The sequence below is a fragment of the Janthinobacterium sp. FT14W genome (assembly GCF_009208755.1).
Classification (GTDB): Bacteria; Pseudomonadota; Gammaproteobacteria; order Burkholderiales; family Burkholderiaceae_D; genus Janthinobacterium; species Janthinobacterium violaceinigrum.
Genome location: NZ_WFLL01000013.1, coordinates 95,641 through 119,940 on the forward strand (window position 1 = coordinate 95,641; position 24,300 = coordinate 119,940).

At 64.2% G+C, this 24,300-nt stretch carries 18 protein-coding genes and 1 tRNA gene; 6 read left to right on the top strand and 13 right to left on the bottom strand.

Features of this window, described 5'->3' with window-relative positions:
• The first annotated feature begins 107 nt into the window (after positions 1–107).
• Positions 108–1,205 carry a serine hydrolase domain-containing protein gene (locus tag GCN74_RS11575; RefSeq protein ID WP_152256823.1) on the top strand — a complete coding sequence of 366 codons (1,098 nt, stop codon included), beginning with the start codon at positions 108–110 and terminating at the stop codon, positions 1,203–1,205.
• Here GCN74_RS11575 and pth read toward each other — a convergent pair whose 3' ends face one another.
• The 7 genes from pth to GCN74_RS11610 form a co-directional block, all read right to left on the bottom strand.
• Positions 1,206–1,790, bottom strand: coding sequence for an aminoacyl-tRNA hydrolase (gene pth, locus GCN74_RS11580; RefSeq protein ID WP_152256824.1), 585 nt, complete (start codon positions 1,788–1,790; stop codon positions 1,206–1,208).
• A 115-nt stretch (positions 1,791–1,905) separates the two neighbouring features.
• Entirely contained in the window at positions 1,906–2,514 is a 609-nt protein-coding gene (locus tag GCN74_RS11585) for a 50S ribosomal protein L25/general stress protein Ctc (RefSeq protein ID WP_152256825.1), read from the bottom strand.
• A gap of 166 nt (positions 2,515–2,680) precedes the next feature.
• Positions 2,681–3,631: a ribose-phosphate pyrophosphokinase gene (locus GCN74_RS11590; RefSeq protein WP_034753270.1), complete on the bottom strand. Its 951-nt coding sequence runs from the start codon at positions 3,629–3,631 to the stop codon at positions 2,681–2,683.
• A 151-nt stretch (positions 3,632–3,782) separates the two neighbouring features.
• Positions 3,783–3,859: transfer RNA gene (locus tag GCN74_RS11595), tRNA-Gln, on the bottom strand.
• A 78-nt stretch (positions 3,860–3,937) separates the two neighbouring features.
• On the bottom strand, positions 3,938–4,822 hold the full coding sequence (ispE, locus tag GCN74_RS11600) for a 4-(cytidine 5'-diphospho)-2-C-methyl-D-erythritol kinase (protein WP_152256826.1): 885 nt from the start codon (positions 4,820–4,822) through the stop codon (positions 3,938–3,940).
• Positions 4,819–5,457: an outer membrane lipoprotein LolB gene (locus GCN74_RS11605; protein WP_152256827.1), complete on the bottom strand. Its 639-nt coding sequence runs from the start codon at positions 5,455–5,457 to the stop codon at positions 4,819–4,821. Before GCN74_RS11605 ends, ispE begins: the two co-directional genes overlap by 4 nt.
• A gap of 61 nt (positions 5,458–5,518) precedes the next feature.
• A complete protein-coding gene (locus GCN74_RS11610; RefSeq protein WP_152256828.1) occupies positions 5,519–7,297 on the bottom strand; it encodes a tetratricopeptide repeat protein in 1,779 nt (592 codons plus the stop codon).
• Between the two features lie 167 nt (positions 7,298–7,464).
• Between GCN74_RS11610 and mutM the strand changes: the two genes are divergently transcribed.
• The 5 genes from mutM to GCN74_RS11635 are packed head-to-tail and all read left to right on the top strand — an operon-like array spanning position 7,465 to position 13,854.
• Positions 7,465–8,301 (top strand): bifunctional DNA-formamidopyrimidine glycosylase/DNA-(apurinic or apyrimidinic site) lyase, encoded by an 837-nt coding sequence (mutM, locus tag GCN74_RS11615; RefSeq protein WP_152256829.1) that lies wholly within the window; start codon positions 7,465–7,467, stop codon positions 8,299–8,301.
• 33 nt (positions 8,302–8,334) lie between these two features.
• Positions 8,335–10,236 carry a dynamin family protein gene (locus GCN74_RS11620; protein WP_152256830.1) on the top strand — a complete coding sequence of 634 codons (1,902 nt, stop codon included), beginning with the start codon at positions 8,335–8,337 and terminating at the stop codon, positions 10,234–10,236.
• Positions 10,237–10,274: 38 nt separating this feature from the next.
• A complete protein-coding gene (gene mutY, locus GCN74_RS11625; RefSeq protein WP_152256831.1) occupies positions 10,275–11,438 on the top strand; it encodes an A/G-specific adenine glycosylase in 1,164 nt (387 codons plus the stop codon).
• Complete coding sequence (locus tag GCN74_RS11630; protein WP_193317047.1) at positions 11,438–13,243, top strand: sensor histidine kinase; 1,806 nt, start codon at positions 11,438–11,440, stop codon at positions 13,241–13,243. Before mutY ends, GCN74_RS11630 begins: the two co-directional genes overlap by 1 nt.
• Positions 13,240–13,854: a response regulator transcription factor gene (locus GCN74_RS11635; RefSeq protein ID WP_152256833.1), complete on the top strand. Its 615-nt coding sequence runs from the start codon at positions 13,240–13,242 to the stop codon at positions 13,852–13,854. Before GCN74_RS11630 ends, GCN74_RS11635 begins: the two co-directional genes overlap by 4 nt.
• On the opposite strand, the gene GCN74_RS11640 is transcribed toward GCN74_RS11635, so the two are convergent.
• From GCN74_RS11640 to GCN74_RS11665, 6 genes are all read right to left on the bottom strand, one after another.
• On the bottom strand, positions 13,851–17,096 hold the full coding sequence (locus GCN74_RS11640; protein ID WP_226938997.1) for a molybdopterin dinucleotide binding domain-containing protein: 3,246 nt from the start codon (positions 17,094–17,096) through the stop codon (positions 13,851–13,853). The two genes, GCN74_RS11635 and GCN74_RS11640, sit on opposite strands and share 4 nt — an antisense overlap.
• A gap of 10 nt (positions 17,097–17,106) precedes the next feature.
• Positions 17,107–18,219, bottom strand: a complete 1,113-nt coding sequence (gene nrfD, locus GCN74_RS11645) for an NrfD/PsrC family molybdoenzyme membrane anchor subunit (RefSeq protein WP_152256834.1) — start codon at positions 18,217–18,219, stop codon at positions 17,107–17,109.
• Positions 18,220–18,222: 3 nt separating this feature from the next.
• On the bottom strand, positions 18,223–18,942 hold the full coding sequence (dsrO, locus tag GCN74_RS11650) for a sulfate reduction electron transfer complex DsrMKJOP subunit DsrO (protein ID WP_152256835.1): 720 nt from the start codon (positions 18,940–18,942) through the stop codon (positions 18,223–18,225).
• A gap of 226 nt (positions 18,943–19,168) precedes the next feature.
• The gene (locus GCN74_RS11655) at positions 19,169–20,317 is read right to left on the bottom strand and encodes a deoxyguanosinetriphosphate triphosphohydrolase (protein ID WP_152256836.1); all 1,149 of its coding nucleotides are present in this window, start codon (positions 20,315–20,317) and stop codon (positions 19,169–19,171) included.
• Position 20,318: 1 nt separating this feature from the next.
• Positions 20,319–21,938, bottom strand: coding sequence for a bifunctional shikimate kinase/3-dehydroquinate synthase AroKB (gene aroKB, locus GCN74_RS11660; RefSeq protein ID WP_152256837.1), 1,620 nt, complete (start codon positions 21,936–21,938; stop codon positions 20,319–20,321).
• 102 nt (positions 21,939–22,040) lie between these two features.
• On the bottom strand, positions 22,041–24,266 hold the full coding sequence (locus GCN74_RS11665) for an Ig-like domain-containing protein (protein WP_193317048.1): 2,226 nt from the start codon (positions 24,264–24,266) through the stop codon (positions 22,041–22,043).
• Positions 24,267–24,300: the final 34 nt, after the last annotated feature.

Genomic DNA, 24,300 nt, shown 5'->3' on the forward strand with positions numbered 1-24,300 from the left:
TACGAACACGCAAAGTGTCGATAGAATAAATTATCGTAAAACAATAATTAAATCATGTTTTGCGACCATTTTAACATGTTCGCCCTATCCTATCGACTGGAGACACCATGAAGACCCTGCTTGCCACACTCGTTTGCAGCACCGCCTTTTTGCTCGGCGGCCCCGCCCGCGCCCATGACTTGCACGCCATGCTGCAGCAGGCGCTGGCCGACAAGAGCGTGCCGGCCATGGCGATCCTTGTCATTCGCGACGGCAAGATCGAGGCGCAGGCGCAGGCGGGCGTGCGCGCCAATGACGGCCAGGACGCCGTGCGCGCCGACGACGTGTGGAATATCGGCTCCGACGGCAAGGCCATGACGGTGACCCTGATCGCGCGCCTGGTGGAACGGGGCCTGCTGTCGTGGGATGCGCCGCTGTCGAGCATGCTGCCCGCGCTGAGCGCCGGCATGCGCGCCGAGTACCGCAGCGTCAATCTGGCGGACCTGCTGGCGCACCGCGCCGGCCTGCCGCCCAATCCCGATGAAGCGTGGATCAATTCCACCTACACGGATACACGCCCGCTGCCCCTGCTGCGCCTGGAATACGCGCAGCGCGCGCTGGCCGACGCGCCCGTCGCCACGCCGCGCGGCGAATCGCATTACTCGAACAGCGGCGCCATGATCGCCGCCGCCATCGCGGAACGGGTCACGGGCAAGACCTATGAGGAACTGATGCAGGCGGAGGTGTTTGGCCCGCTGGGCATGCAGGCCGCGTTCGGCCCCACCGTGCGCGGACAAAACCTGGGCCACAAGCAAGGCAAGCCCATCGCCGGCCTGATGGCCAGCAACCCGCTGATGATGGCGCCCGATGGAGAGATTCACTTGAGCCTGGCCGACTGGGCCAAGTTTGCGCTCGACCAGTTGCAGGGAGAACAGGGCAAGGGCAAGCTGCTGAAACGGGAAAGCTATGTGTTCCTGCACACGGCGCAGGGTGACACGAACGCGGCGCTGGGCTGGGGCGTGATGCACTTCCCGCCGCAGGCGCCGCAGCGCGTGCTGACGCACCTGGGCTCGAACGGCTACTGGCACGCGCTGATCGCGCTGGCGCCCGGCAGCGGCGACGGCTTGCTGATCGCCGCCAACGCGGGCGAAGGCAGCAGCGCCCAGGCGAGCCAGCAGCAGATGGCGAAAACCATCATGGCCGGCTTCGGCAAGGCGGGGAAATAATCAGACGGTATGCAACTTCATGGTTGCCGCTTCGAACTTGCCGTCGACGATCTGCGGCATGACTTGCAGGGATTTCTCGATCGCTTGCTCGATCAGCTCCTGGTCTTCGCGGCGCGGACGGTGCAGCACGAAATCGGCCACTTGCTGCTGCAGGCTCAGGGTGCGCGGATGGCCGATGCCCAGGCGCAAGCGCCAGTAATCCTGCGTGCCCAGCGCAGCCGTGATGTCCTTCAAGCCATTATGGCCGCCGGCCGAGCCGCCCTTCTTCAGGCGCGCGATGCCGGGCATCAAGTCCAGTTCGTCGTGCACCACCAGCACTTCATCGGCGGCGATCTTGAAGAAACGCGCCAGCGCGCCCACGGACTGGCCCGAGCGGTTCATGAAGGTCAGCGGTTCGAGCAGCCAGACTTCCTTGCCGCCGATTGACGTTTTCGCAAGCATGGCGTTGTAGCGCGAATCGCGCTGCAGGCGCGTGCCGGGCAAGCTGTTGGCGAGGTTGTCCACCAGCCAGAAGCCGGCATTGTGGCGGGTTTGTTCGTATTCGGGTCCCGGGTTGCCGAGGCCGACGATCAGGCGTATGGGCATGACTGTGTCTGCAATGTAAAAGAAAGCATTATCGGTGAAAACAGGCGGAAAAAAACCCGCGCGGCGAACCTGGCGGGTTTTTCCTTGCGACTACCGCATTGCTGCGGCGGCAAAATTACTTCTTGTCAGCAGCAACTTCAGCAGCAGCGGCTTCAGCAGCAACGTGGCCAGCCGGTACCGAAGCGGTAGCGATGGTCAGGTTGGCGCCGTGGGTGACAGCGGTCACGCCAGCTGGCAAGACCAGGTCGCCGACGTGCAGCGAGTGACCGACGTCGATGTTCGACAGGTCAACGTTGATGAATTCTGGCAGTTGGCCTGGCAGGCACGATACTTCGATTTCGTTGGCAACGTGGCTGATGGTCGCGCCATGCAGTTTGACTGCTGGGGAAACGTCAGCGTTCGTGAAGTGCAGCGCAACTTTCACGTGGATAGCTTGCTTAGCGTCAACGCGTTGGAAGTCAGCGTGCAGAACCAGTTGTTTGTATGCGTGGACTTGGAAGTCGCGCAACAGAACTTGCTGGGAAACGCCGTCGATTTCCAGGTCCAGGATCGACGAGTGGAACACTTCTTTTTTCAGCGCGTGGTACAGGGCGTTGTGATCCAGCGAGATCAGCACTGGGGCTTCAGCGCCGCCGTAGACGATACCAGGGGTTTGGCCGGAAATGCGCAGGCGGCGGCTCGCTCCGGAACCTTGCAATTCGCGTTTAAATGCGATAACTTTCATGTGAAACTCCAAGAAGAACAAGGCTTGCGCCTTGTGTTATGAAGATTCCCGCGACCAGGAATCTTCGGAAATGGGCGCATGCGCGCCCCGAAAACTAAAATACTACGGCGCAACAGGCAAAAAGCCGGTCGCGCCGCAGGTGACGTCTGTTGCTGCTCTTGTCGAATTAATCGATGAAGAGGGAAATAACCGAATCGCCCTTGATGATGCGCTTGAACGTCTCGGCCAGCAGCGGCGCGCACGTCAATTGACGAATCTTGCCGCAGGCCAGGGCCGCTTCGGACAGGGGGATCGTGTCGGTCACGACCAGCTCATCGAGTGGCGACGCCGAAATACGGTCGATCGCCGGGCCCGACAGCACCGCGTGCGTGCAATACGCCACGACTTTTTTCGCGCCGCGCTCCTTGAGCACTTCGGCAGCCTTGGTCAGCGTACCTGCCGTGTCGACCATGTCATCCATGATCACGCAGTTGCGGCCTTCGACTTCACCGATGATGTTCATCACTTCGGACACGTTCGCTTTTGGACGACGCTTGTCGATGATGGCCAGGTCGCAGCCCAGGCGTTTTGCCAGGGCGCGCGCACGTACCACACCGCCGACGTCCGGCGACACCACCAGCAGATCCTGGTAGTTTTTCTTTTGCAGGTCGCCCAGCAAAATTGGCGAAGCGTAGATGTTGTCGACTGGGATATCGAAGAAACCTTGAATCTGGTCAGCGTGCAAGTCCATGATCAGGACGCGCTCGACACCGGCTTCTTCCAGCATGTTCGCCACTACCTTGGCCGAAATCGCCACACGCGCGGAGCGTGGACGGCGGTCTTGGCGGGCGTAGCCGAAGTAAGGAATTGCGGCGGTGATGCGGCCAGCGGAAGCGCGTTTCAAGGCATCGACCATCAGCATGATTTCCATCAAGCTGTCGTTGGTTGGCGCACAGGTGGATTGCAAAACAAAAACATCCTTGCCGCGCACGTTTTCGTTAATCTCGACCATTACTTCGCCGTCAGAGAATTTCGAAACGTTTGCTTTACCGAGAGGGATGCCGAGGTTTTTTGCGACCCCCTCTGCTAACGCTGGATTCGCGTTGCCGGTAAAAACCATCAGGTTTTCGTAAGCCATGGGAGTCCCAAGAGGTGATATAGAAGTCTTGAAAAGCACTAACCGGGCATAGGCCCGGTCAGTCATTGTTTAGAATATGCCGCGTGGCGACATATCTGCTTTTTCCCGCACTGGACGCCAACTTCGCATCGACAGACTACGGTGAAATGGGTGGCAGGGGAAGAAGGATTCGAACCTTCGCATGCTGGAATCAAAATCCAGTGCCTTAACCAGCTTGGCGATTCCCCTACGCAACTGACTGCTTGCCGTCATGTTGGCCAGTATTATACCGACTATTTGACGCTAAGCAAAATCTTTTTTTGCTCTTTACAACACCGTGAGCATCGGGTGGCGATTCAGCGCTTTTGCCTTCCAGGCGATCCAGACCGGTGGCACATTGCTGAGCACCGCATCCGCTTCTTCCTGACTGCCAAACGCACTAAATACACAAGCACCGGAACCAGTCATCCTGGCCTCACCGTAAGCACCCAGCCATTCTACCGCATCTGCTACCGGCTTGAAAAGACTGCATGCCACTTGCTGTAAATCATTCTTACCAAATCCACCCGCATCGTTTCCTTCTGCGAGGTACCTGGAAAAGTCCGCTATTGTGACGGGTTCGGTATTTCTCGTCAAGCCTTCCGCGCAAAAAATTGCAGCGGTGGGAACTTGCACGCCCGGCTCGATCACCACATACCAGCAATCGGGCGTGGCGACGGGCTGCAGGGCCTCGCCCACGCCTTCGGCAAACGCATTCTCGCCAAAGATGAAAAACGGAATATCGGCGCCCAGCGGCAAGCCCAGCGCCATCAATTCCTCGCGGCTCAAGCCCGCCTGCCACAGGCGGTTCAAGGCCATCAGGGCCGTGGCCGCGTCGGACGAGCCGCCCCCCAGGCCGCCGCCCATGGGCAGCACCTTGTCGATGGCGATATCGACGCCGCGCGGCAAAGCGCCCGTGCGGCGCAGCACTTCCGCCTGCAGCAGCCGCGCGGCGCGGATGATCAGGTCCTGCTCTTCCGGCACGCCGGCCAGCGCCGTCACGCGGCGGATCAGCGTATCGTCGCGCAACGCGAAGTGCAAGGTGTCGCCATGGTCGAGCAATTGGAATACCGTCTGCAGCAGGTGATAGCCATCGGCGCGGCGGCCGTTGACGTGCAGAAATAAGTTCAGCTTGGCGGGGGCCGGGCAGTTGTTCAAGGTCGTCAGTGTCATGGTGCAGATGCGGCAGGGGCGGGTTCGAGCACGATGCGCAGCGACACGGCATCGGCCTGCGCGCTGGCATTGCGTTCGGCATCGATACGCCGCGGTTGGGGCAAGGCGCCCGGTGTATTCTCAGGCGCATCTTGCCACGACACATAGCGCAAGCGCCAGCCGTCCTTCGTTGTCACGCTGTCGTTGGCGGGCGAGGCCACGAAACGCTTGCCGTCGGCGCCCGTGGCATAGCCCTGCAGCCAGTCGCGCAAGCCCGACACGGGCAAGGACCAGCCCAGCATCTGCGCGCTCAGGGTGTCGACGTCGGGCGCGCTGCGCGGCGCCTTGCCGCTTTGCGTCAGCACGGCCTGCTGCGGCGTGACGGCGATCGTCGCCAGGGTGCTGCCGACGGGCGTATACAGGGTCACGTCCGTGCGCGCGGCCGTCTGCAGCCAGTTGAAATTGACGGTGGCCGATTCAGGCTTGTCATCCTTCTGGTACACCACGTTCAGGCGGCCCGTCAGCTCCACCTGTTCGCGGTAGGGCGCCACGGCCACGCTCGAAGGCGCGGCGCCGGACGAAAAAGGCGAAGTCAGGGTCGAGCAGGCCGAGAGGGACAGGCACAGAGCCGTCAGAACGAGGAGATTTTTTGACATGGGCATACGTAAAAACCAGCGACAGGGCGCTGGTTTTTCAGAGTTGGGTTAATCGATTCAATCACAGGCTGACATTCAGGCGCGCCAGCGTGCTTTTCAGCGCATCGTTTTTCGGGTCCTTGCCTTGCGCCTCGCGCCACAGTTTTTGCGCTTCATCCTTGTCGCCCTTCTGCCACAGCACTTCGCCCAGGTGGACGGCGATTTCCGGATCGCTGCGCACGGCATACGCGCGGCGCAGCGCGTTTTCCGCCGCGGCCAGGTTACCCATGCGGAACTGCACCCAGCCCATGCTGTCCATGATGAACGGATCGCCCGGCGCCATCTGCAGCGCCTTCTCGATCAGCGCATACGCTTCCTGCAGGCGGATGCCCCGCTCGGCCAGCGAGTAGCCGAGGGCGTTATACGCGTGCTGGTTGTCGGGCGCCAGCGCCATCACGCGGCGCAGGCTCGCTTCCATCAACTCCATCTTGTCCAGGCGCTCGGCCAGCAAGGCGTAGTCGTACAGCAGTTCCGGATTGTCGGGAAAGCGCAGCAAGGCGTTTTCCAGCACCGTGTACGCGCTTTGCACATAGCCGGCGTCGCGCAGGAATTGCGCGTCGACCAGCAGCACCTGCGCCTGGCTTGCCGGATCGTCCGTTTCGATTTCCGTCAGCGCCTTGCGCGCCGCATCGAGATTGCCGCCGCGGGCGATCAGCTGGGCGCGGCGCAAGCGCGCCTCGACATAGCCGCTCGATGCGCTGTTGTCGACCTTGTCCAGCCAGGCGATGGCGCCCGCCGTGTCGCCGCGCGTTTCGGCGATCTGCGACAGGATCATCAGGGCCTTGAACGGGTCGCGCGTGTCGCCGGGGGATTTTTCGAGCACGGCCAGGAAACGCTTGAAGTACTGCTCCGCGCCCTTGGTGTCTTCCAGCTGCAGCGCCACGATGCCGAGCGCATACAGGCCGCCCACGTTGTCGGGCTGCGTTTTCAGCAGCAGCAGGAATTGGTCGCGCGCCGGCTCCAGCTGTTTTTGCTCGACCAGCAGGCGCGCATACGCGCTGCGTACTTCGACGGCGTCCGGGTTCTTTTGCAGGAACGTGGCCAGCACCTTGCCAGCCGCCTCGGGTTCGCCCGTCACCTGCGCCAGGGTCAGCACGGCCAGCTCGGAGTTCGGCTTGATCGCCAGCGCCTTGTTCGCCTCGCCGATGGCGCGCTCGCGCTCGCCGATCGACAGGGCGCCCTGCGCCAGCACCAGGTGCGCTTCGAACATGTCCAGGTAGGGCTGCACCAGGCGCGTCACCATCGAATAGGCATACAGCTTGTCATTCGAGCGCGACAGGATTTGCTGCATCTGGAACAGGGCCACGCCGCGCGCGCCCGGCGGCGCATTGGCCAGGCGCTCGGCAAAGATCGGTTCCGCTTCCTCGATCTTGTCCGTCAGGACGACAAAGCCGAGGAAGAACTGCGTTGCCTCGTCCGATTCGGGCGCCAGGTCGCGCCACAGGCGGATGGCCGCCAGCGCTTCGCTGCCCTGCTTGGCGGCCAGCGCCATTTCGGAAGCGCGGCGCGCCAGGCGCGGGTCGCGCGTCTGCTGCGCCGCCACCATCATCGTCACGTACGGCCCTTGCCACTGGCCGTTCTTGAATTCCATTTCCGCCTTGGTCAGCTTGTACAGCAGGTCGCTGCTCAATTCGACCTTCGGCAAACCCTCCGCCTTGGACACGGCGCCCTCTTCCTGCGCCGTGGCGGGCACGGCCGCAGAGGGGCCGGCCGCGGCATCGGCAGGGGCGACGGGCGTCTGCGCCATGGCATGCGTGGCCATCAGGGCGGACAAGGTTACAATGGCGAAAGCGTTTTTCAAAGGCTGATCCTGGCTAAACGGCAAAGTTTGATTCTACGCCCAACGCGGCTATCGCGTACTTCACGTATGTAACGAAATATATACGTCGTGGCGGCATGGCGTGTCCGGACCAGCCATCGGCCGGCAAGCCGCCTGTTTTTTACCCGGTTTTCAACCATTCGAGCCCTATGCCAGAATTGCCAGAAGTCGAAGTCACACGGCGCGGTGTCGCGCCCCACATCGAAGGGCGCGCCGTGCGCGCCGTCGTGCTGCGGCGCGACGGCCTGCGCTGGCCCTTCCCCCCTGCCCTGGGCGAACAGCTGTCGGGACAAACCATCGGCCTGACGGGGCGGCGCGGCAAATACCTGCTGATCCACTTCCGCCACGGCACCCTGATCATCCACCTGGGCATGTCCGGCCATTTGCGCGTGCTGCCGACGGGGACGGAGGCGCAAAAGCACGACCATTTCGACCTCGTCGTGGAAGACGCGGACGGCAGCAGCCAGGTGCTGCGCATGACGGACCCGCGCCGCTTCGGCGCCGTGCTGTGGCACGACGAGGCCGACGGTCCGCTGGACGGCCACGCGCTGCTGCGCGGTCTGGGCACGGAACCGCTGGAAGGCGGCTTCACGGGCCAGCTGCTGTTCGAAAAAACGCGCAACAAGAACACGAATATCAAGCAGGTGCTGATGGCGGGCGACATCGTCGTCGGCGTGGGCAATATCTATTGTTCCGAAAGCCTGTTCCGCGCGGGGATCAATCCGAAGACGCCGGCCCGGCGCATCGGCCTGGCCCGCTATGAGAAACTGGCGCAGGCGATCCGCGACGTGCTGGCCGAAGCCATCGTGCAGGGCGGCAGCACCCTGCGCGACTTCATCGGCGTGAACGGCCAGTCCGGCTACTTCCAGCAGACGTATTTCACGTACAACCGCGCGGGCAAGCCCTGCCGCGTGTGCGGCGCGCCGATCCGGCAAATCGTGCAGGGCCAGCGTTCCACGTTTTACTGCGTGCATTGCCAGAAGTAGCGGTCAACAGTCAGTCAGAACAAAGGGGGCCAGATGGTCAGAGACTTGGAACAATACAGCGCGTGGCGCCAGGATGTGCTGGCGGCCCTGCAGGCATACCGGCAAGCCGCCGGCGCGGCGGGCCTGGTCGACGGCGCTTCCGCGCTGCGCCTGGCGCGCTGCGGGTCCCGCCTGGCCGACGACCGTCTATCGGTCGCCTTCGTGGCGGAATTCTCGCGCGGCAAATCAGAGCTGATCAACGCCATCTTCTTTGCCGACTACGGCCAGCGCATCCTGCCCTCGGGCGCGGGCCGCACCACCATGTGTCCCACCGAGCTGCTGTACGACGCGGCCTGGCAGCCGTCCATCCGCCTGCTGCCCATCGAGACGCGCGCGCAGAACCTGTCGACCAGCGACTACCGCGACCTGCCCGCCGCCTGGACCGTCCTGCCCCTGAACATCGATGCGGGCGGCGACATGCAGGAAGCGCTGCGCCAGGTCAGCCTGACGAAAAAAGTCAGCCAGGAAGAAGCGGCGCGCTACGGCCTGTACTACGCCGAGGACGCCGATGCCCCCGCCATGCTCGACGAGGACGACCGGGTGGAGATCTCCATGTGGCGCCACGCCATCATCAACTTCCCCCATCCGCTGCTGAAACAGGGCCTCGTCATTCTCGATACGCCCGGCCTGAACGCCATCGGCACGGAACCGGAACTGACCCTGAACCTGATCCCGAACGCGCACGCGGTGCTATTCATCCTGGCCGCCGACACGGGCGTCACGCGCAGCGACATCGAGGTATGGCGCAACCATATCGGCGCCGGCGCGGGGCGCCTGGTGGTGCTCAACAAGATCGACAGCATGTGGGACGAACTGCGCGGCGATGCGGAAGTGGCGCAGGCGATCGAACGCCAGCAGGCCAGCGTGGCGCATCTCTTGACCCTGGACGCGGGCCAGGTATTTCCCGTCTCCGCGCAAAAGGCACTGGTGGGCAAGATCAACCACGACGCGGCGCTGCTGGACAGGAGCCGCCTGCAGGCGCTGGAGACGGCCCTGTTCGAGGAGCTGATCCCCGCGCGCAAGGACATCATCCGTCACCAGCTGGCATTCGACCTGGACGCCATCGAAGCGGCGCAGCAGGTGCAGGCGGCGGCCCGCGCGCGCGGCATCGCCGAGCAGCTGCACGAGCTGCACAGCCTGCGCGGCAAGAACCAGAGCGTGATCGCGCACATGATGCGCCGCGTCGATATCGAGAAGAAGGAATTCGACAGCAGCCTGTTCAAGCTGCAAGCCACGCGCGCCGTATTTACGCGCCTGTCGACGGAACTGTATACGAGCCTGGGCATGGATATCGTGCGCAACGATATCGATGGCGTGCGCGCCGCCATGCAGCGCAGCCGCTTTTTCACGGGCCTGCGCGAAGCCGTGCGCCAGTATTTCGAACGCATCACCCGGAACCTGGACCGCTCGGAAGGCAAGACGGCCGAGATCACGGAAATGATGAACGTGATGTACCGCAAATTCGCCACCGAACATGGCCTGGCGCTGGCCTTGCCGATGCCGTTTTCGCTGGCCCGCTACCGCCAGGAGATCGCCGACATCGAAGCCGTGTATCACAAGCAGTTCGGCACAGCCACCCTGCTCACCACCAGCCGCGTCGTGCTGATGGAAAAATTCTTCGACACCATCGCCTCGCGCGTGCGCCGCAGTTTCACCAACGCCAACGACGACGCCAGCGCCTGGCTGAAAGTCATCATGGCGCCGCTCGAAGCGCAAATCGTCGAGTACAAGGAACAGCTGAAGCTGCGCTTTGCCTCGATCCAGCGCATCCATGACGCCACGGGCAGCCTGGAGCAGAAAATCGCCGGCTTCGAAGCCAGCCTGGCGGCGCTCGAACGCGACAAGGCGCAGCTGGCGCAATTGCTGGCCGCCTTGCGCGCGGCCAGCGCGACCTGACATACGCAACACCACGCCACACGATACTGGAACCCCGCATGAAACGTCTGCTGCATCCGCTCTCGCCCGCCCCGGGCGCGGCACTTCTTGAAGACTATATCGACCCGACTTTTTCCGCCACCGTCATCGCCTGGCAAAAGCAGCACGGCCGCCACGCGCTGCCATGGCAAAACACGCGCGACGCCTACCTGATCTGGCTGTCCGAAATCATGCTGCAGCAAACGCAGGTGACGGCCGTACTCGGCTACTACGCGCGCTTCCTCGAACGCTTCCCCACCCTGCGCGACCTGGCCAGCGCGCCCGTGGAAGACGTGATGGCGCAGTGGAGCGGCCTTGGCTACTACACGCGGGCGCGCAACCTGCACAAGTGTGCGCAGCGCGTGGTGGCCGAATACGACGGCGTCTTCCCCCGCGACCCGGCCTTGCTGGCCGACCTGCCCGGCATCGGCCGCTCGACGGCCGCCGCCATCTCCGCGTTTTCCAGCGGCACGCGCGCAGCCATCATGGACGGCAACGTCAAGCGCGTGTTCGCGCGCACCTTCGGCATCGATGCCTATCCCGGCGAAAAACGGGTCGAGGAAGCCATGTGGCGCCGCGCCGAAGCGCTGCTGCCGGAGACCGGCATTGAAGCCTACACGCAGGGCCTGATGGACTTCGGCGCCACCCTGTGCACGCGCAGCAGCCCCGATTGCGGCCGCTGCCCGCTGCAGCCGCGCTGCGTGGCCTACGCCACCGGGCGCACCAAGGATCTGCCGGTACGCAAGCCGAAGAAAACCAGCCCGGAAAAGCACGCCGTCATGCTGGCCATCATCGACGACGGCCAGGTGCTGCTGGAGCAGCGCCCCGGTTCCGGCATCTGGGGCGGCCTGCTGTCGCTGCCCGAACTCGACGGCCACGTGCTGGCCGGCGAGGACTGTCCGCGCGACATCGACCAGCATGCGCTGGCGCGCGCCATGGCGCCCTTCGGCGAGATCGAAACGCAGGAACGGCTGCTGCCCATCGTGCACGTCTTCACGCACTACAAGCTGCACATCGTCCCCTGCCGCATCACCCTGGCGCGGCGCCTGGCGCTGGCCGGGGAAGCCACGCACGTCTGGTACGACGGCGCGAAAATCGCGGACGCGCCGCTGCCCGCACCCGTCAAGAAACTGCTGCTGGACCTGTTCGGCGATGCGCGCGCGGCGCAGCGCAGCATGTTCTAGTGCGGCGTTTTGTAGTGCTCGCGCTGGCGGCGCTGTGCCTGCACGGCGCCCACGCGGCGGACGACCTGCCCGAGGTGAAAATTGGCGTGCTGGCCTACAAGGGCGGCGACGCCGTGCAGCAGGACTGGTCGTATGTGACGCGCCACCTGCAAGCGAGCATTCCCGGCATCCGTTTCATCCTGGCCGACTACGACCAGGCGGGCCTGACGCGCGCCGTGCAGTCGCAAGCGATCGCCTTCGCCATCACCAGCAGCGGCCATTACGTGGCGCTCGAGCACAGCGATGGCGCCAGCCGCATCGCCACGCTCGAATCGCCATGGACGGAGTCGCCGCGCCAGGCCATCGGTTCGGCCATCGTCGTGCGCAGCGCGGCGCCGCTGCACGACCTGGCCGACCTGGCGGGCAAGAACGTGATGGCCGTGGCGCCCGATGCGTTCGGCGGCTACCAGATCGCCGCGCGCGAACTGCGCGAAGCGGGCATCGATCCCGCGCACGATTTTGCCAGCCTGCGCTACAGCGGTTTCCCGTCGCAGCAGATCGTCGACGCCGTGCGTTCCGGGCGCATGGATGCGGGCATCGTGCGCACCTGCTTGCTCGAGCAGATGGTGGCGCGCGGCGAAGTGCGCGCCGATGAACTGCGCGTGATCACCACGCGGCCGATTCCCGGCTTTCGCTGCGCCAGCTCGTCGCGCCTGTATCCGGACTGGCCCTTCGTGGCCCTGCGCCAGACGCCGCCCGCGCTGGCGAAAAAAGTGGCGCTGGCCCTGCTGGCCATGCCGCGCACCGACGAAGGCTACAGCTGGACGGTGCCCAGCGATTACCAGATCGTCGATGAATTGTTCCGCGAATTGCGCATCGGCCCCTACGCGTATCTGGACAAGCTGACGTTCGAGACGGCGCTGCGCCGCTACTGGGGCTGGATGCTGCTGGTGCTGGCCCTGCTGGTGGCCTGGGCCGTGCACACGGTGCGCGTGGAATACCTGGTCAGCCGCCGCACGGAACAGCTGCGCGCGGCCCAGCACCAGCAGCGCGCGCTGGAAGAGCAGGCGCGCCAGCGCCAGGCCACGCTCGACCACACGGCGCGCCTGGCCATCCTGGGCGAGATGGCCAGCGCCATCGCGCACGAATTGAACCAGCCGCTGGCGGCCATCGGCAATTTCGCGCGCGGCATGGCGCGCCGCATCGCGGCAGGCCGGCTGGACGCGGCGCCCCTGCTCGACGGCGCGCAGGAAATCGCCACGCAAAGCGAACGCGCGGGCGCCATCATCCGCCACATCCGCGCGATGGCGCAAAAGCGTCCCGCGCACAGCACGCCCTTCGCCCTGGCCGACGCCGTCGAGCAAGCCGTGGCCCTGTTCCGCGCAGCCCATCCGCAAGCCCAGATCAGCTGGCGCCACGGCGCCGCCAGCCCTGACGCGCGCGTGCTGGCCGACCCGCAGCAAGTGCAGCAAGTGCTGCTCAATCTACTCAAGAATGCGTTCGATGCGCAGCTGGAAAACGGCAATCCGGATCACGCCATCGGCGTGCTGCTGCACCGTGAAAACGGCGCCTGCACGGTGGCCGTGCGCGATGCGGGATGCGGCCTGGAAGCGGCGCAGATGGCGCGCCTGTTCGAACCGTTTTTCACCACCAAGGCCGAAGGCCTGGGCCTGGGCATGTCGCTCAGCAAAAGCATCATCGAATCGTTCGGCGGCAGCCTGTCGGCGCACGCCAACGCCGACGCGCCGGGCTTGACGGTCTGGTTCCGCCTGCCCGAAGATAGCGCTGTGGAAGCAGACCAGGAAAGACACGAGGAAACACCATGAACGAAAGCGATGCGATCATCTTTGTCGTCGACGACGACGCCGCCATGCGCCGCTCGCTGGCCTATCTGTTCGATTCGGCCGGCTGGCAGGTGCAAGCGTTCGAGTCGGCGCGCGAATTCCTGCAGCGCTACGCTGGCCATGCGCCGGGCTGCCTGCTGCTCGACGTGCGCATGCCCTTGATGAGTGGACTGGAACTGCAACAGGAGCTGTCGCGCCATGCGATTACGCTTCCCGTGATTTTCCTCAGCGGCCACGGCGACCTGGCCATGGCCGTGCAGACGATGAAGGCAGGCGCCTGCGATTTTTTGGAAAAGCCGTGCAAGGACCAGGTGCTGCTCGACGCCGTCACGCGGGCCGTGGCCCGCAGCGTGGAAGAGAGCCGCCACGCCGCCAGCGCGAATACGGCGCAATCGGCGCTGGCCAGGCTCACCGCGCGCGAGCGCGAAGTGGCGCTGCTGATGGCCGAAGGCAAGGCCTCGAAAGTCATCGCCCGCGAGCTGGGCATCAGCGACAAGACGGTGCAGGTGCACCGCCATAACACGATGGAAAAACTGGGCCTGCATTCAGCAGCCGAGGTGGCCCGGCTGCTGATGGCAGGTGGACAAATTTAAGCCCGCACGATGCGCGCCGGCAGTCCCTGCCGCACCGACGTGCCCGACACGGGATCGACAAACACGTTCTTGTCGCCGCGGCTGGGGTCCGTCAATCCCAGGTCGTTCAGGTTGATGCCGGCGCCGATGGCCGGCTCGTCGGGCTGGCGCGACTTGCCGATGCGGTGCGCGCGCGCGCCATGCTCCTTGTGGCCGAAGCCGTGTTCGACGGCGATCACGCCCCGCTGCACGCCATGGCGCAGCATCACCGTGGCCCTGGCCCTGCCGCCCGGCGTTTCCAGATAAATCGCGTCGCCGTTTTCCAGCTTCAGGCGGGCCGCATCCTCCGGATGCACGGCGACCGGGTTGTCCGGGTGGATGCCGCGCAAGCGCCGCGCGCCGATGCTGTAGGAGTTCTGCAGCGCCGATTTAAAACTGATCAACTCGAACGGCCATTCGCTGGCCGGATACGCCTTGCGCACGGGCGTGCCGTCGGCAAACGCCGCCACCCGCCAGGCGGGCGTGCCGGGAAAACGCTTGCCGCTCAAGCTGTTCTTGCTCACGCCCAGGCCCTCGTTGTACAGCATCATGGGCTTCAGGTAACGGTGCGTGGACCAGTCCTGCGGATACGGCGTCTCGTCGACGGCCGGCGCCGGCGCCGGAGCCGGCGCCGCCGGCGCCTTGGGGTTCGCTGGCGGCGGCAGGCGCAGGCCGAACATCTCGCCATAGCTCTGGTAGCGCCCTCCCCGCGCCAGCATGAAAGCCACCTTGCGCCACTCCTCGGGCTTCAGCGTGCGTTCCAGTTCGGGGCGGATGCGCGCCACGCCAGAGAGCGCAATGTCATCGTCGCTGGCTTCCGGCACGGAGGTTTTTCCCTGCCAGGCGATGTTGGCGCCGCCCCGCAGATACCAGTCTTCCGCGCGCTGCAGGGGGAAGCGCTGGCCATCCATGTCCTGCAAGGCTGCGGGGCCGAAGCCGGGCAAGTCCATCGTTTTCGCCAGCGCGATGAAGAACGATTCCATGCAGATGGTCTGGCCGTCCGGCGTCTTTTGCACGCGCGGCTCGACCACGGGCCAGCGCGCCGTGCTCATTTTGACGGGCATGCCGCCCCAGGCGCCGGCCCAGCCCCAGCTTTCATACAGCAGGGTATCAGGCAACAGGTAGTCGGCAAACGCGGAGCTTTCGTTGATGAAGGGATCGATGGCGACGATCAGGGGAATCTTCTTCGGATCGGCCAGTTCCTTGCCGATCTGCGCGCGCAAGCCCGTGATGCCGTACACGGGATTGCAGCTCCACAGTATCAGCGCCTTCAGGGTGTACGGGTAGCCGTTCATGGCGCTGGTCAGCCACTCGGTGGCCAGCGCGGGCGCGTTCGGATACCACGGCGCCTTCGCCGGATACGCCTTGCCCGCTTCTTTCTTCAGCTTGAATTCCGAGGTTTTTTCATACGGCACATTGCGCCCGATCGGCATGCCGGCCGCCTTGATCTCGCCGTCGAAACTCTCCAGGTTGTAGCGCGGGCCCGGGCCCGCATCCTTGAAGCTGCCGCCATTGACGAGGGTGCCGCCCTTGCGGTTCAGATTGCCGATCAGGGTATTGAGCATGACCAGCGCATACGCGTTATAGAAACCGGCGCCCGACATCATGCCGCCGTGCGCATTGACGGCCGCGCGCTTGCCATGGCTGGTCAGTTCCTGCGCCAGCCCTTCGATGATGTCGCGTGAAATGCCGCAGGCCGCCGCATAGTCCTCCATGCTGTGGCGCTGCGCTTCCTCGTTGAGCATCGTCATGGCCGTCTTCAGGTGCAGCGGCGCGCCCGCCACGTCCAGCGGGCCGTCGAAGAACAGCCGTGCCTCGCCCTTGGCGGCGCTGTGCGGCACGATGGCTTGCGTGGCGGTGTCGATCACGCAGAACGGGTCGCCATCCTTGTAGCGTTCTTCTTCCCCCAGTTCCACCGCGCCGATGTCGGAGCCGCGCAGGTAGCGGCCGTCGCGCGGGTGGCCCTTCTCGCTGATGATCAGGTGCGTGGCGTTGCACCAGGCGGCCTCGCCCGCCGCTTCCGCCACCTTCAGGTTGGGCTGCGCGAGGAAGTGGCGGTCATAGCGTTCGTGCTCGATGATCCAGCGTATCATCGCCATGGCCAGCGCGCCATCCGTGCCCGGCTTGATGGGCACCCAGCGGCTGCGGTCGCCCGCCGCCAGGCTGTCCGCATTCGTCAGCACGGGGTCGACCACGACGTAGCTGAAATCGCGCTTGCCCGAACGGGCTTTCGCGATCAGGGTGCCTTGCCGCTTGAACGGATTGCCCGCATTGCCCGGCGCCGTGCCCACGAAGATGCAGAACTCCGTGTTTTCCAGGTCCACTTTTGCGTGCGGCATTTTCTTCATGTCGCCGAACATGGCGCCGGACCCGCTGCGGTAGGCGCCGCCGCAATACGATCCGTGGTTGACCAGGTTCAGGCTGCCGTACGACTGCTTGAAAAAGCGCGTGCCGAACGCCAGGCGGCCATCGTCGGTACTGCACATCAGGCCCACCTGGTTCACTTGCGGGCCCAGTTCCGGCTGCGCCGGATCGATGGGTTTTTCCAGCTCGCGCAGCGCGCGCAAACCCTGCACATGGCCCTCGCCAAACAGGTCGCCCCCTTCCGTCACTTCCTTCACCAGCTGATCGAAGGCGATCGGTTCCCACTGGCCGCCGCCACGCGGTCCCACGCGCTTCATGGGTGCCAGCACGCGGAACGGCGACTCCATCTGCTCCAGCACGCCGTTGCCGCGGCCGCAGGCCGTGGAACGGCCTTTCAGCCCCTTTTCCTGGAAGCGCGACAGCGAGACAAAGCTGTCGCGGATCGAGGTTTGATAGGGCAGCGCCGGGTCGGCCGACATGGGGCTGTACGGGTTGCCGGCCACGCGCAGCACCTTGCCGCTTTTTTTATCGAGGCGCACGCGCACGCCGCAAAACGTGGTGCAGCCCATGCACATGGTATAGCTCACTTGCTGGTCCGGATTGACCGTCAGTTTGCCCGTGACCGTATCGACGGAAAACTCGGGCGGCAGTGAATTGCCATGCAGTTTCTGCACGGGCTTGTCCTTGCCCAGCGCGTGATCGACCATGCGGCCGGCCGTGGTGGAAAAGCTGGCGGCAAACGCGGCCAGGCCGCCGCCGATGGCGCCGTAGCGCAGCAGCTTGCGGCGCTTTTCGTGCTCGTCTTCAGGGGCGCCGTTGTCTGTGTTGTGGTGTACTTGATTGTTCATCGGATCGTTCATCGTTAACTCCTCAGTGCGTGGCCATGGCGGGACGGCTGCGCGTAGCGACGACGCGTCCCGCCCATGGCAAAAATTCCAGCATCAGCAACAGCAGCGCGATCCACAGGCCGGCCGTGCCGATGATCCCCATCAAGCCATCGTTCCCCATCGGCAGGTGGTAGTCGTACAGGCCCGCGCCCGTCTTCGGGATCGTCTGGCCGCCGATGAAAATCGTCCAGCGCATCATCCAGGCGCTGTGCAGCGCGATCAGGCCGTTGACGAGGCCACTCGTGGCCGGACGCCAGATGGCCAGCACCATCGGCACGATGGACGACAGCACGGCCCAGGCAGCCGTGAACTGCCATTGCGGCATGCCGGCCACCTGGGTAAACGCCATGCTGTGGCTGGCGCTCACGCCGGAGAGACTCACGAACAGCCAGCCGCCGCCCAAGGCCAGCACCAGCGCCAGCGACAGGGCCAGCGCGCGGTTCAGGGATACTTCCAGCGCCTGGTCGCGGCCCGGCAGGCAGCGGTTGAACAGCAGCGCCAGGCCAACGGCCCCCACGAAGGCCGTGGCGGCAAATTGCGCCGGCAGGAAAGGCGTGTACCACAGGGGACGGGCGCGCACCACCATCACTTCCATGCCCGTGTACAGGCCCACGACGAAGGCGGCCAGCAGGGTGACGGCGGCGGCGACGCGGATGGCCCGCAGGGAAGCGGCGCCGCCGCGCCCCAGCAAGCGGTAGGCGAAGGCCAGGCGGTCCTTGCCCTGCCCCCGCGTGGCGAAGTCCACGCGCAGCGCCAGCCACGCGTACAGCATCAAACAGCCCAGGTACAGGGGAATGAAGAACGAGCCCCACGACATCCACGACTGCGGCTGGAAGTAAATGTAGAAGTGATAGAAGCGGCCCGGCCCGTGCAGGTCGGCCAGCAGCGCCACGGGCGCCGTCATGCCGCACACGAGGGCCGCCAGCAGCGCGATGCGCCCCAGGCGCTCATACGCCTTGCGGCCGAAGACGAAGTACGGCAAGGTCAGCATGAAGCTGCCGTAACTGAGGCCGATGAGGAAAAAATACTGCACCGCCCACGGCAGCCATGCCGCTTCGCGCGTGACGTTGAGAATTTCGGTGATGTGGCTGTCCATGGTTTATTTCCCGTGTTTGCTCGGTTGCCAAAGTGTCGCTTCGCCCTCGACGTGGCCGGCGAAGCGCGTATCGAGTCCCAGGTAGAACACGTGGGGCTGCGTGCCCTGCTCGGGTTTCAGCACCTTCACCTTGTTCTCGGTCAGCAGCTGGTGCACCAGGCTTTCCGGGTCATTCAGGTCGCCGAAGATGCGCGCGCCGCCCACGCAGGTTTCCACGCAGGCGGGCAGCAGGCCTTCGTCGACCCTGTACGCGCAAAACGTGCATTTGTCGGCCTTGCCCGTTTCGTGGTTGATGAAGCGCGCGTCGTACGGGCAGGCTTGCACGCAGTAGGCGCAGCCCACGCAGCGGTCGCCGTCGACGACGACGACGCCATCCTTGCGCTGGAAGGTGGCGCCCACGGGACAGACGGGAATGCAGGGGGGATTGGCGCAGTGGTTGCACAGGCGCGGCAGCATGTAGGTGCCGCAGCGATTCTCTTCCTTCACTTCATAGGTCGAGACGACGGTGCGGAAGCTGTTTTCCGGGACGGCGTTTTCCATGATGCAGGAGACCGTGCAAGCCTGGCAGCCGATGCATTTCTGCACATCGACCACCATCGCCCAGCGCTGGCCGCCGTCGCCCTTGGTGGCCACCATGGCGGCCTTGCCGGGCAGCGGCGCGATGGCCGCCCCGATGGTAACGGCTGGCAAGGCGCGCAAGAAACTGCGGCGCGATTCAATCATGGCACTCTCCTTGACGATGGGCGGCAAGCCCTTGTTGACTTGCTGCCATGATAGAAAAGAAGATGCTGCCGGGGTATTGGGGTGATCGGGTGGGGCCCTAGATGATCATGCCGATTGACAGGATAAAAAATGCGGAGTAGCGAGACATGCCGGGGTCACGCGGGGGTGCCGGTTCCCGGCGGGGGAGCGCGTTCCGACCGCGAAGCGGCCGGCCCCAAAATAACGGTTACAGCTCGTCGAGCGAATACAGGCGGCGGTGCTCGCGGATCGCGTAGCGGTCCGTCATGCCGGCGATGTAGTCGGCGATCTTGCGCGCCTGCCGCGTGACGGTGCCATCCCTGTCATGGCCAACAAGCTGATAGTCGGGCGGCAGCAGGGCCGGTTCGGCCATGAAGCTGTCATACAGTTCGCGCACGATGCGGCTGGCCTTCACGCGCATGCGGTTGACCTGGTAGTGGCGGTACAGGTTTGCGCGCAAAAAGCGCTTGAGCTCCGTCGCATCCTTGCGCATGGCGTCCGAAAAACGGATCAGGGGAGGACTGGCGCGCACTTCGCTGACGTCGCGCGGCGCGGCGTCGGCAATCAGGGTAGTCGAGGTGACGATCAGGTCGTCGGCCAGCGCCGTGATCAGGCGGCGCAGGGTCTCGTAGATGGCGCGCCGGCCCGACAGGCCGGGAAACGCCTGCTGCACGTCGCGCCACAGGCGGCCGAAGAATTCCACCTCTTCCAGCTGGGCGATGGTGATCAGGCCGGAGCGCAGGCCGTCGTCGATATCGTGGCTGTTGTAGGCGATTTCGTCGGCCAGGTTGGTCAGCTGCGCTTCCAGGGTCGGTTGCGTGCGGTCGATGAAGCGCTGGGCCACGGGACCCAGTTCGCGCGCGTGCGCCAGGGAGCAGTGTTTCAGGATGCCTTCGCGCGTCTCGAACATCAGGTTCAAACCGTCGAAGGCGCCGTAATGCTCTTCCAGGGTATCGACCACGCGCAGGCTTTGCAGGTTGTGCTCGAAGCCGCCGTGCTCGCGCATGCATTCGTTGAGCACGTCCTGGCCCACGTGGCCGAACGGCGTGTGGCCCAGGTCATGCGCCAATGCGATGGCTTCGACCAGGTCTTCATTGAGGCGCAGGTTGCGCGCGATGGAGCGGCCCACCTGCGCCACTTCCAGGCTGTGCGTCAACCGCGTACGGAACAGATCGCCCTCGTGATTGAGGAACACCTGGGTCTTGTATTCGAGGCGGCGGAAAGCCGAGGAATGGATGATGCGGTCGCGGTCGCGCTGGAACTGGCTGCGCGAGGCGTGCGGCGCCTCGGCAAAGCGACGTCCCTGCCCCTGTGCCGAGTGGGCCGCATACGGGGCGAGGAAGTCTTCTGGCAGCATGTTATTGCACTCCGGCGGCCAGGGTGGCCAGCACCAGTTCGTGCGGCGCGGACGTGATGTTCGGGCTGCCCAGGGGTTGCAACAGGATGAACTTGATGGCGCCGCCCTCGTTCTTCTTGTCCACTTCCATCAATTCCAGCCAGCGCTCGACGCCGAGGTCCGGCGCCTTGACCGGCAGGCCGGCGGCGGCGACCAGCGCGCGCACGCGCTCCACGGCCGCCTGGTCGATATAGCCCATGCGGCAGGACAGGTCGGCCGCCATCACCATGCCGCAGCCGACGGCTTCGCCGTGCAGCCAGTGGCCGTAGCCCAGGCCCGCCTCGATGGCGTGGCCGAAGGTGTGGCCGAAATTCAGGATGGCGCGCAAGCCGCCTTCGCGTTCGTCCTGGCGCACCACGTCGGCCTTGATTTCGCACGAGCGGGCAATCGCGTAAGCCAGGGCGCCCTTGTCGCGCGCCATCAGCTTGGCCATGTTCGCCTCGATCCAGTCGAAGAATGCCGCATCGATGATGGCGCCATGCTTGATCACTTCGGCCAGGCCGGCCGACAGCTCGCGCGCCGGCAGGGTTTCCAGGGTCGAGGTGTCGGCGATCACGGCGCGCGGCTGGTAGAAGGCGCCGATCATGTTCTTGCCCAGCGGGTGGTTGATGCCCGTCTTGCCGCCGACGGAGGAATCGACCTGCGCCAGCAGGGTGGTGGGCACCTGCACGAAGCCGATGCCGCGCATGTAGCTGGCTGCCGCATAGCCGGTCAGGTCGCCGATCACGCCGCCGCCCAGCGCCACCAGGGTGGTCTTGCGGTCGCATTTGTTAGCCAGCAGCGCGTCGAAGATCTGCATCAGGCTGGCCCAGTTTTTATACTCTTCGCCGTCCGGCAGGACGATGCTGATCACCTCGCGGCCATCGCTGGCCAGCGCCGCCTGCAGGCGGCCCAGGTACAGGGGCGCGACGGTGGTATTGGTGACGATGGCCACCTTGTGGCCGCTGATATGGCGCAGCAGCGCATCGGCGTCGGCCAAGAGGCCGGGACCGATGGCGATCGGATAACTGCGCTCGTCGAGGTCTACGCTCAACAACATTTTGGATTGCTCGTTCATGGAAGGCTCTGCATGAATGACGCAGTTGGGCGAGGCCTCGCATTCGAGGCTGGCCAGCTGCATCAGGATGGTCTGAACCATCGATTGTACGTTAGGACGGCCCGTGTCGATCACAATGTCGGCCACTTCCATGTAATGGGGCTCGCGCTGCGACGTCAATTCTTCCAGCTTCTTGCGCGGGTCGGCCGTCTGCAGCAGGGGGCGGTTCTTGTCATGGCTGGTGCGCGCCAGGATGTTGCTGACGCTGGCGCGCAGGTAGACGACCGTGCCCCGCTCCTTCAGGTAGGCGCGGCTGTCGGCATTCAGGATGGCGCCACCGCCCGTGGCCATGACGATGCCTTCCTGGGCGCTCAGGTCGCGGATGACTTCGGCCTCGCGCCGGCGAAAGCTGGCCTCCCCCTCGATTTCAAAGATCCACGGGATGGTCGCTCCCGTGCGTGCCTCGATTTCGTGGTCGGAATCGACAAAGCGCAAGCCCAGCTTGCGGGCCAGGATGCGCCCGATCGTGGTTTTGCCTGCGCCCATGAGGCCGACAAGGAAAATATTACTGTTGGAAATTTCGGACACTTTTTATATCAATCAGAAAATAAGCGGGCACCGCCTCTACGGCGCCCGTTTCCCCTTACGTCAAGGACAGGAGAATGTCAGTCTAAACGGGTAACTGGTGGCGTTACCCATCGGCGTCGTCACTGTTACATTAAACGTGCTGACCACATTCGCTACACAATTTGTCGGCGTCAGGCTGTTAATTGTAACGGCATGCCGGCCTCCCTGGTTACCTTGAATGTTGCCTCCGGTACGGTCATCCACGCCAAGCGTGTTGTGCGGATAGATATTTTGTATGCTTTCCGGCGTGATGGATCCAACTCCATTGATCATATTCGTGATCGCGACCGTGGTCCCGGAGGGCATGGGGTTTTGATGCAAATCGCTGAATCTCAAGCTGAATTGACGCACTGCAGCGGCTGAAACGCTCCCAAGATCATAGGTGCTGCGATCCAGGCTTACCGGGGCCGACTGATCGAACAGCGTGACATTTTCGGGACGGCTGCCGCTCAGGAAGATGGCGATCTTCGCGAACAACGTCTTGCTGCCATCCGAAGTGCTGGCGCAGACGGTGGCAAGACCGGGCCACAGGCTGTCGGCCGTGCCACCATTGCTGACATCATTGCAGGGCGTGACAGGTGGATTGGTCGCCACGCGCGGGTTCTGGCTGCGGAAGTCGACCGAGCAGCCGCCATTCATGGTAGTGCAGCCGCCCATGCTGGACGAGCCGATGGCGCCCAAATTGCTCTGAAATACCACCGGCGTGCCGTCAGGAACTGGGTTACCCGCTTGATCTGCCAGCAAGATAGTAACGGTCGTGGCAGGGGTGCCTACGGGACTGTCATACGACCAGCCTTCCACGCTGGACTTGACGGAGCTGAGCGAAAACGCCGTTTGCACAGGCAAACCAGTCGTTACCAGGATGGAATCGGACAAGGTGGAAATGCCAGAGGCCAGGCTGGCCTTGACGCGGAAGGTGGTCGGGGTGGTGCCGGAATTAACGGTGGTGATGACGTCACCGTTGGCATCCGTGGTGTCTTTCACTTTATTGAGCGTCATGCCAGGGCCGTTCAACAACGAAAACGTCACTTCCTGGCCGACCAGCGGTTTGTTGAAAGTATCGAATACGCGGAAAGTCAGCGTAGCCATTTCCGTGCGCGCTATGCCGCCCTGCCCTTGAATCACGATCGATTTGCCTACCGGACTGACGCTAGAAAATTGTACCGATGCCGGTGCGACGCGGCCGATCGGCAGTGTCGCGTGATACATGGAAGCGCTGCCCGTCACTGTAGCATTGACCATATCGTAGTCATTGCAACCCAGGTCGCGGAAAACAGCTGTGGCCTTGCCATTGACTACCGGCACGCCGCTGGTCACGCTAGCCTTGCCGGCCTGCACGCAAGTCGAACTGAAATTTACCGTCTGGCCTGATCCCGTGTACAGGCTGGTGCCAGCCATGACATCAACCGTGACGTTGGTGGTGCCATAGGCCGGGATGCTGGCGGGCGAAAACTGCATGTTGCTCGCTATCAGATCGGTGGCTCCCAGCACATAATTAATCTGGCTGCTGGCGACGGCGCCATTGGCCGTCGTCGTCGCCTGCAAAGTGGCTGCGCCGCTGGCGGACAGGCTGAATGGCCGCAGCGTGACGCTGGCCGTGCCTGTCGCATCGGTCAATGCCGTTCCCACCGATGACGACATGACGGCCAGGGTGTTGTCAGTGGAGAACGCGACCAAGGCGTTGGTGATTGGCTTGCCGTTTAAGTCGGTCACCAGTGCCTTGGCTGTCAGCGGCGTGGCGCTCGACAAGGTATTACTGGCATTATTGCCGTTCAGCAAGGAAAGCGTCATCTTCGCGCCCGATGGCTGCGCCGCCTTGATTGCATAGCTCGCTTCGCCGCTTATCGTGGCGGTGCCCGCCGCGACAGTCGCCGTCAGCTTGCCCGCACCGGCAACGCTGGCGTTCAGGGCCGAAACGGTGATGCTGGCATAGCCCTTGAGGTCTGTCAGCGCAGTGCCGTTGGTCGATGACAACGTTACCAGTGTCGCGTCGGAGGTGAAAGTGACGACCGCATTGCTGACCGGAGCACCATTTTTATCAACCACCAGCGCCTTGGCCGTCAACGGCGCCGTGCTGCTCAGTGAATTGCTGGGCTTGTCATCAGCGCCATACAAGGAGACGCTGATAGTCGCGGCCACGCCCCCCGTCGTACCGCCACTACTGCCGCCATCGATGGTCGGGTCGCCGCCACCGCCGCCACACGCGGCCAGTACCGTGCTCATCGCCAGCAAAGCCAGCCAATTCAATGCCCTACTCCAAGAAGTATTGCCCAAAGAAAAA